This window comes from Streptomyces sp. IBSBF 3136, from assembly GCF_036815105.1.
Taxonomy (GTDB): Bacteria; Actinomycetota; Actinomycetes; order Streptomycetales; family Streptomycetaceae; genus Streptomyces.
The window spans coordinates 1-8,594 of the sequence record NZ_JAJSZC010000281.1 but is presented as its reverse complement, the minus strand read 5'-3'; the positions used below and the strand labels follow the sequence as shown (position 1 = coordinate 8,594).

At 75.9% G+C, this 8,594-nt stretch carries 2 protein-coding genes; both read right to left on the bottom strand.

The features are described from left to right. A partial coding sequence (locus V7E45_RS36075; RefSeq protein WP_333778499.1) for a beta-ketoacyl synthase N-terminal-like domain-containing protein occupies positions 1-6,205 on the bottom strand: 6,205 nt, incomplete at its 3' end. A 426-nt stretch (positions 6,206-6,631) separates the two neighbouring features. Continuing rightward, positions 6,632-8,594: RICIN domain-containing protein (locus V7E45_RS36070; RefSeq protein ID WP_333778498.1), on the bottom strand; the 1,963-nt coding region annotated here is incomplete at its 5' end.

Genomic DNA, 8,594 nt, shown 5'->3' with positions numbered 1-8,594 from the left:
GACGCAGCTCGCAGCGCTTCGGCGCCTCGCCCGGGGGCGTGGTGGCGGGTGCGTCGGCGGGGCCTGGGCGGTCGGGCGCGGCGGTGGGCCCATGGCCGGTCGCGGGGCTGGCCTGGGGCAAGGGCTGGTGCGCGGGCTGGTGCGCGGACCCTGCCTGGGGCACGCTCCCGGTCACGATCCCGGCCACGGGCGCGGTCCCCGCCGCGATCCCGTTCGCGGACCCGGCCACGGTCGCGGTCGCGCTCCCCGCCTTGGTACCGGTCGCGGGCCAGACCCCGGCCGCCGTCCCGTGCACGGTCCCGTCCGCGGTCCCGTCCCCCGTCTCGACCTCGTGCGCGGTGCCGGTCCCCACCTCGGCCTCGAGCGCGGTCCCGGACCCCGTCTCGACCTCGTACGCGGTCCCGGTCCCCGCCTCGACTCCGGTCCCGTGCGCCGTCTCCGCCCCGGTGTCCCCGGCGACCCGGGCGGTCAGCCACGCCGTCACCGCGGCCGCCGTCCGCGCCTTGGTCAGTTCCTCGAGCTCCTCGTCGTCCAGGACCTCCGTGCCGTCCGCGATGCCGAGACGCCTGGCGAGTTCGCCCGCTATCTCGGCCCGCTTGATCGAGTCGATGCTCAGGTCGGCCTCCAGGTCGAGGTCGGGCTCGATCATGTCGACGGGGTAGCCGGTGCGCTCGCCGATGATCTCCAGGACGACCTGCTCGACGCTCAGCCCATGCTCGGCGGCCCCGGCCGACGGCGCACCGCCGGGCGTGACCGACACGGGCGTGACCGACACGGGCTCGGCGGTCCCGGACCGCAGCGGTTCGGGCGTCCCGGCCGGGGAAGGTCGCGCGGCCGTGGGTCCGGCGAGTGCGGCCGGAGGCAGCTCTGCGGGAGCGACCGGCGCCACCGGGGCCGTGCCCGGTGCGGCGCCGAAGTAGGTGAGCAGCACATCCCGCTGGGCCGCGATCATCTCCCGGCTGGTGCGCAGGAATTCGGAGATCAGCGCGTCCCGGTCGGCCGGGGCTCCGCTCTGCGGGTTCTGCGGGTTCGAGGTCACGGTCGTCTCCACGACTCGTCGGGCCGGTGCGAGGGCACCGGGGAGGAGTGCTCCGTCGGCGGTGCGCACGAGGTGCCCGTCGACCGTCCAGCCGGGCCGCCGGGGCGTCGGTGTCCGCAGCGCGTCGACGGCGTCGCGGCCCTGGAGGAGCCAGGCGGTGCGCACCGGGAGCCCGGCGGCGGCCAGCCGGGCCAGGGCGTCGAGCCAGCCGGGCAGGCCACTGTCGGGGTGGGGCTCGCAGGCGACGGTGCGATACGGGCGGTCGCCGAGGATCTGCCCGACGAGCCGGGTGAGGACCGTCCCGGGGCCCGCTTCCACGAAGATCCGCGCTCCCGCCTCGTACATGGCCTCGATCTGGGCGGCGAAGGAGACCGGTGAGCCGATCTGGGCGGCGAGTTCGGCGCGTACGGCGTCGGGGTCGGTGGGGTAGGGGGCGGCCGTGCGGTTGGCCCACACGGGGAACTCGGGGGCACGTACCGTCTTGTCGGCGAGTACCTTGGCGAACCGCTCTCCGGCGGTGGCGACCACCGGGCTGTGGAAGGCGCAGGCGACCGGGATGCGGCGGGCCGTGAGCCCGGCCTCGCGCAACAGACCTACGGCGGTGTCGACTTCGGCGGTGGGACCCGAGATCACGGACTGCTCGGGCGAGTTGTGGTTGGCCACGACGACCGACCCGGGCGCCCCGGAGTCGCGCAGGGCGCGGGCGACCTCCTGGGCGCCGGCCCCGACGGCGGCCATGGTGCCGGGTTCGTCGCCCGCGGCCGCCAGGATGGCGCTCGCGCGCTCGGTGCTCAGCTCCAGGAGTGTCTCCGCGTCGAGCGCGCCGGCCGCGCCGAGCGCGGCCAGTTCGCCGTAGCTGTGTCCGGCCGCGAGGTCCGGGGTGACGCCCGCGGCGGTGAGGAAGGCGTGCGCGGCGAGGCCCGTGATGCCGAGCGCGGGTTGTGCGGCGCGGGTGTCGGTGAGGGCGGCGCGGTGGCGCTCGCGGGCGCTCTCGCCGAACGCGGCGGGCGGGTACAGGGCGTCGGCGTGCGCGCGGCCGAGGTGCAGGTAGTGCCGCAGCTCGGGCAGGGCGACCAGCAGGTCGCCGAGCATGCCGGGCCGCTGGCTGCCCTGGCCGGGGAAGAGGAAGGCGACCTTGGCGGCACCGGGGGCGGCACCGGCGGCGACACCGGCCGCGGGATCGGCGCGGTGCGTGCAGGCATCCGGAGGAGGCTCGCCGGGGTGGACGCATGACCCCGGATCACGCTCGGCACAGTGGACGCCGGCCCCCGGATCACGGTCGGCACGGTGGACGCCGGCCGCCGCATCGTGCTCGCCGCGGTGGATACCGGACGCCGGATCGCGCTCCTCACGGTGGATACCGGACGCCGGATCGTGCTCGCCGGCGAGGACCCGGCGTAGCTGCCCGATGAGGTGGTCCACGTCCCGGGCCACGACCGCCGCCCGCACGGGCTCGTCGGAGGTGTCCGCGCGACGGGCCGCGGCGAGCGCGAGGTCGCGCAGGCGCCAGGGGCGGCCGTCGGCCTCGGCGGCCCGCAGCACCTCGGCGACGTCCCGGTGGGCCGCCGCCGTGTCCCTGCCCCGGAAGAGGAACAGCTCGGCGGGCCAGGCGTCCAGGGTCTGTCGCGGAGCCGCGGCGTCCGTGTGGGCGGCGAGCACGGCGTGGAAGTTGGTCCCGCCGAAGCCGAACGCGCTCACCCCGGCGAGGCGTTGTGCCGCCGGTGCCGCCCAGGGCCGGGCACGGGCGTGGAAGGCGAACGGGCTGGACTCCTCCGACCAGGCCGGGTTGGGCCGTTCCAGGTGCAGGGTGGGTGGCTTGACGCCGGTGTACAGGGCGAGGGTGGTCTTGATCAGGCCCGCGAGTCCGGCGGCGCACTTGGTGTGCCCGATCTGCGACTTGACCGAGCCGAGCGCGCAGCCGCCCGCTCCTGCCCCCGCCTCGGCGAACACCTGGTCGAGCACGCCGAGTTCGGTACGGTCCCCGACGACCGTGCCGGTGCCGTGCGCCTCGACCAGGCCGACCTCGGCGGGCGAGACACCGGCGTCGCGGTAGGCGCGCAGCAGGGCCGAGCGCTGGCCCTCGGGACGGGGCGCGGTCAGGCCGAGGGAGCGGCCGTCGCTGGCGGACCCGATCCCTTTGATCACACCGTAGACGCGGTCGCCGTCGCGCTCGGCGTCGGCGAGCCGTTTGAGGACCACGCAGGCCACGCCCTCGCCGAGGGCGATGCCGTCGGCGGAGCCGTCGAAGGCGCGGGACCGGCCGGTGGGCGAGAGCGCGTGCACGGAGGAGAACAGGACGAAGTCGTTGATGCCGTTGTGCAGGTCGGCCCCGCCGCACAGCACGACGTCGCTGCCGCCGGAGACGAGTTCCTTGCAGGCCACGTCGAGCGCGGCGAGGGAGGAGGCGCAGGCCGCGTCGACGGTGTAGTTGGCGCCGCCGAGGTCGAGGCGGTTGGCGATGCGGCCGGAGATGACGTTGGCGAGCATGCCGGGGAAGGAGTCCTCGGTCAGCCGGGGCAGCTGGCCGTCGATGCCCTCGGGGACCTCGCCGTAGTACGACGGCAGGACGGCGCGCAGGGTGACGGCGTTGGACAGGTCGCTGCCCGCCTCGGCGCCGAAGACGACCGAGGTGCGCGAGCGGTCGAAGGCGCGCCCCCGTTCCCCGTACCCGGCGTCGTCCAGGGCCCTGCGCGCGGCCTCCAGGGACAGCAGCTGGACCGGCTCGATGCTGCCGAGGGAGGCGGGCGGGATGCCGTAGCGCAGCGGGTCGAAGGGGATGCGCGGCAGGAAGCCGCCCCACTTGGACGCCGTCGCGCCGGCCGTGTGGTGCACGGCGGGGTCCCAGCGGTCGGCCGGAACCTCGGTGACGGCGTCGTGTCCGGCGACCACGTTGGCCCAGAAGGTGGCGAGGTCGGGGGCGTCGGGGAACATGCAGGCCATGCCGACGACGGCGACGTCGAGGGGCTGGGCGGGCGGCGGTTCGGGGGCGCGCCGGGCGGCAGGCCGCGCGCACCGGGCGGTGAGCAGGTCGGCGGCGCCGTCGGTGACCGCGTGGTGCAGCCGGGCGACGGTGGTGGTCGCCGAGCGCAGCGCGGCGACCTCGCCGGCCATGAACATCCCTTCGTTGAGCTGGCGTTGCTCGTCCACTGCGGTCAGCTCGCCCCGCGCCGAGCGCTCGACCCCCTTGCTGGCGATGCGCAGCCGCCCGACGTTGAGCCGCTCCAGCGCCTCCCACACCTCCCGGTCCGGGGTGCCGGACGCGCGTAGCCGTGCCTCGTGCTCCCGGTAGCCGGTGGTGAAGGGGCTGGGGACGCAGCGGGTGGCGTGTCCGGGCGCGGTCTCCAGCAGGGCGGTCGAGGTGGCGGCCAGGACCTGGCGCTGGAAGAGGGGCTGGATCGCACCGTGCGCCACGGCCTCCTCGGTGAACAGGTAGGCGGTGCCCATGAGGACGCCGACGGCGGCACCCCGTGCGGTGAGGGGAGCGGCCAGGGCGGCGGCCATCGCGGCGGAGCGCTCGTCGTGGATCCCGCCCGCGAGGAACACCTCCAGTTCCCCCGCGATCCCGTCGGCGGCGCCGGATTCGGTCAGGAAGTCTTCCAGGACGGCGAGTTGGGCCTCCCACAGCGGAAAGGAGTGGCGCGGTCCGACGTGGCCACCGCACTCGGATCCCTCGAAGACGAAGCGGCGCGCCCCGGCCCGCAGGAACTGCCGCAGCAGCCCTGGGGAGGGCACGTGCAGGAAGGTGCGGACCCCGGCCCGCTCCAGCGCCTCGGCCTGCCCGGGCCGTCCGCCCGCGATGATCGCGTGCGTGGGGCGCAGCTCCCGTACGGCCGCCAGCTGGGCGTTCCTGATCTCCTCGGGCGCGAACCCGAGCACACCCACACCCCAGGGGCGTCCGTCGAGCACGGCGCGCGCCCCGGTCAGCATCTGCCGGGTCCGCTCGCCGTCGGCGAGGGCCAGCGCCAGGAAGGGCAGCGCGCCGTCCTCGGCGACGGCGGCGGCGAAGGCCGCCTGGTCACTGACCCGGGTCATGGGCCCCTGCGCGACCGGCAACCGGGTACCGAGCGCCCGGCACATGGCCGAGCCCGGCCGCAGGGCGGCGACCGCGGCGGGAGTGGTAGGCGGGAGTTCGAAAGCGGGGTCCGGCAGAACTCCGAACCCGCTGTCCAGCGGTACTCCGGGCCCGCTGTCCAGCGGTGTTCCGGGCCCGCTGAGCGGCGATGCTCCCGGCCTTTCGTCCGACGACGCCCCCGGTCCGCCGCCACTCGGCGGCGCCCCCGGTCCGCGGCCACTCGGCGGCGCCTCGGCGGCCGTAGCGCCGGCGACCTCCTCGATGGCCGTTCTGAGCCCACGCACCGTCCCGCGCACGTCACCCCACAGGTCGGCGAACCGGGGGGCGAGGAAGCCGTCCTGGCCCACCGGCAGCAGGCGCCGGCGCAGGTCACGCGCACCGATCAGGGCCGCGACCGCGCCGGGCTCGTCGGGTGGGGGCGGAACGTCCGGGCCGCGTCTGCGCAGCACCCGGTGCCCGGCGACGACCACCGTCTCGGAGCCGTCCAGCGAGCGCAACACCGCCCGTACCGCCTCCGGCAGCCGCGACTCGGCCAGCAGCGCGAGTTGGCTGTCCAGGACGACGCCCGCCGCCCCGCCGGCCACCGCGGCCGCTGCGGTGCGCGGTCCGATGCCACCGCAGGCCCAGACCGGCGCCTCCAAACTTGCCTCGGCCAACAGGAGTTGGAGCAGTACGAAGGTGCTGGTGCCGCCGATCCGGCCCCCGCTCTCGGCACCCCGGGCGATCAGCCCGTGAGCGCCCGCCCGGACCGCCTCGCACGCCTGCGCCAGATCGGTGACTTCGGCCAATACCCGGTACCGAGAGGCGACTTCGCCGATGCTCCAAGGCGCGTCGACGCCCAGGACCACGGTGTCCGGGCCGCCGTCGAGGTCGGCGGGCCCGAGGGTGCAGCGGCTCGTCACCCGTACGCCGTAGGGCCCCGGCGCCGTTCTTCTCAGTCTGGTCAGTTCCTCACGGGATCTTCGGTCGCCGTCGCCGAGGTCGAGGATGCCGAGCGCGCCGGCACCGCAGGCGGCCGCGGCGAGCCCGGCGTCGGGTTCTTCGAAAGGGGTGAGGCACAGAATCAGGTCATGGGCGCGCACGGGCGAGGTCATGATGCTCCGAAGAGTCGGCAAGACAGCACGGTGGGGGGTGTGCGGCAGGACACTCTGGTGCGAGGCACCGGAACCTAGCGAGGCACTTACTGACGGGTCAATAAGGCATCTGTCTTTTCGCGGGCGGTGGCATCGATTCGGCCAGCCCGCCGAATTCCCCAACAAGCGCCGGATACCAGAGCAATTGACTGCCGCTCGCCCACCCGCGACGACCGCGCGGACGTCGCGGGCACCCCGGCGCACCTCCACCGGCCCGCCGGGACACCGGGCCTGTTCACCGCCCCCTCACCCCTCGGCCACACCACCTGAGGCGGGTCCGTCTCACGTGAATTCAGGATGACGCCCACCCGGTGACTCGATCCGGACACACGACCCACCGGGCTCACACGGACATCGCGACCGCCTCCAGGCGAGGGCCCCCGCGCCTCAGCCGAGCGGCGGCAGCGAGCCGGCCGCCGTCGGCGCGGAGGCGTAGGTGCCGGGAAGCGGCGGCACAACGCCGTCCACCGCGCTGCGCCCCAGGCCGGATTCCGCCCGTCGGGCCCGCTCGTGGCCACCAGCGCACGCGATGCGCGGTGCGCACGCCGACCCGATCCACCGGAGTCCGCGCTCCGGCCGCTCGCCCCGGACACCCCTGACCGGTCCGACCGACCGCCCCACGCGGAGGTATCCGATATGCCGCCCGGCCGGCGTGCCCCCGTCCGGCCGGGCGCCGCGAACCAGGCCCTCCGGCCGCCCGGGCGGCTGCTCGACGGCCTCCGGCGAAGGGCCATCATGGTGGGGCCGCCCGGAGAGCACGTGCTCCGGCGTCTCCCCCGGTCCCGGTGCGGCGGGGCGCACCCCCGACACCGGCTCGGACTCCAGGACCCACCGCTGTCCGCCGGGGGCGTCGCGGACGACGAGCATCACGCGCACCACACCGGCACCGCTGACCGGGACGAGCGCGAGATCGCCGGTTCGGCGCGGGAGGAGATCGCCGCGGACCGTCAGGTCGTACGACACCTCCCCCGGGCGCAGGACACAGGCGGACACCGTGACGCCGCGGGTGCCGGGGCGGGCGTCGAGGCAGAGGGCGGGGTCGGTGGCACTGCGCAGCAGCCCGTCGCCCCGGTACGACCAGCGCTGCGACCGGGCGGACGAGCACGGCGCCAGGCGGACACCGGCGCCCGGTGTGGTCCCGCCGCCGCGTACGGCGAGGCAGCGACCGGAGTCGAGGCCGCGCAGCCTGCCGTGGGCGACCTTCACCGGTTCGCCCGCGGAGGCCGCGGACGGCCCGGCGGCGGGCGACCGTCCTCCGGCGGCAGCGAGGGCTCCGGGGGCACCCGGGGCGTCGGCCGCGGCAGAGGCGGGAGAACGGCCCGCTCGGGCGGCCGTGGTGACGCCCGGCGCCGGGACAGCGTTGTCGTCGGACCAGCTTCTAACCCCCAGCACGGTCGTGAGCAGCGCGAGCGCGGTGAGTCCGACCCCGAGCGCCAGGGCGGTACGCCGTCCGCCCTCGGGTGCTGTGCGGTGCCGGCCGCCGGTCTCCCGCCGTTCCGAGAGCGGCGGCGGCGTGGGCTCCCGCGGGGCGCCCCGGCCGGGGCGTGAGTCGAGGTAGCGGCGGGCGCCCCAGCCGAGCACGGTCTCGGCGAGCAGGACGCCCAACGGCCCCTCGAAGTGGCCGAGTTGCTCGGCGGCCAGCCGACAGTACCGACATTCCGTCAGATGCCGCTCCACCTCGGGGTGTCCGGGGCCACGACGGTAAGTGGACACATCCAGGAGGCGGTTGTGGAAACGGCATTCAGCGGAGGGCGCGAGTTCGCGGTGCGCGCGCACACAACCCGCACGGAATTGCTCGCGCGCCTGCTGGAGGGCGGCCGTCGCGGTGGCGGTGTCCATCCCGGACAGACCAGCGGGAATGTTTATGTGTTCCGCCTCGACCTCGGTATGCCACAGAAGGCATTGGGCGGCGCCGGGCAGTGCCCGGAAAGCGTGCTCGGCGAGTCGCCGTCTTTCGGGTGTGCCGGGTGCCGTCGCGCGCAGGCCGCGGCCGCCGGTGGGTTTGCGCAATTCCGGTACGACGACGCGGGCGCCCTCGTCCGCGGCCCAGGCGCGGACGGTGTCGCGGACGGCCACGAGCAGCCGCGGGCGCAGGGGGCCGTCGGCGGCCTCGCCCACCGGCCGGCCGAGCACCCGGTGGAACGCGGCGGCGGCCACCAGATGGGCGTTGGGGCCGGCCGCGGCCAGGCAGACGATCGCGTAGTCGCAGGTGGCGCGCCAGTGACGGGCCAGCAGCAGGGCGACGGCGTGGTGCCGGCCGGCGGCCGGGCCGCTCAGCCGGGCGACCAGATCCCGGTCGGACTCCCCTCGCGGCGGACCGGGACGGGACGGGAACGGGGGGTGTGGGGGG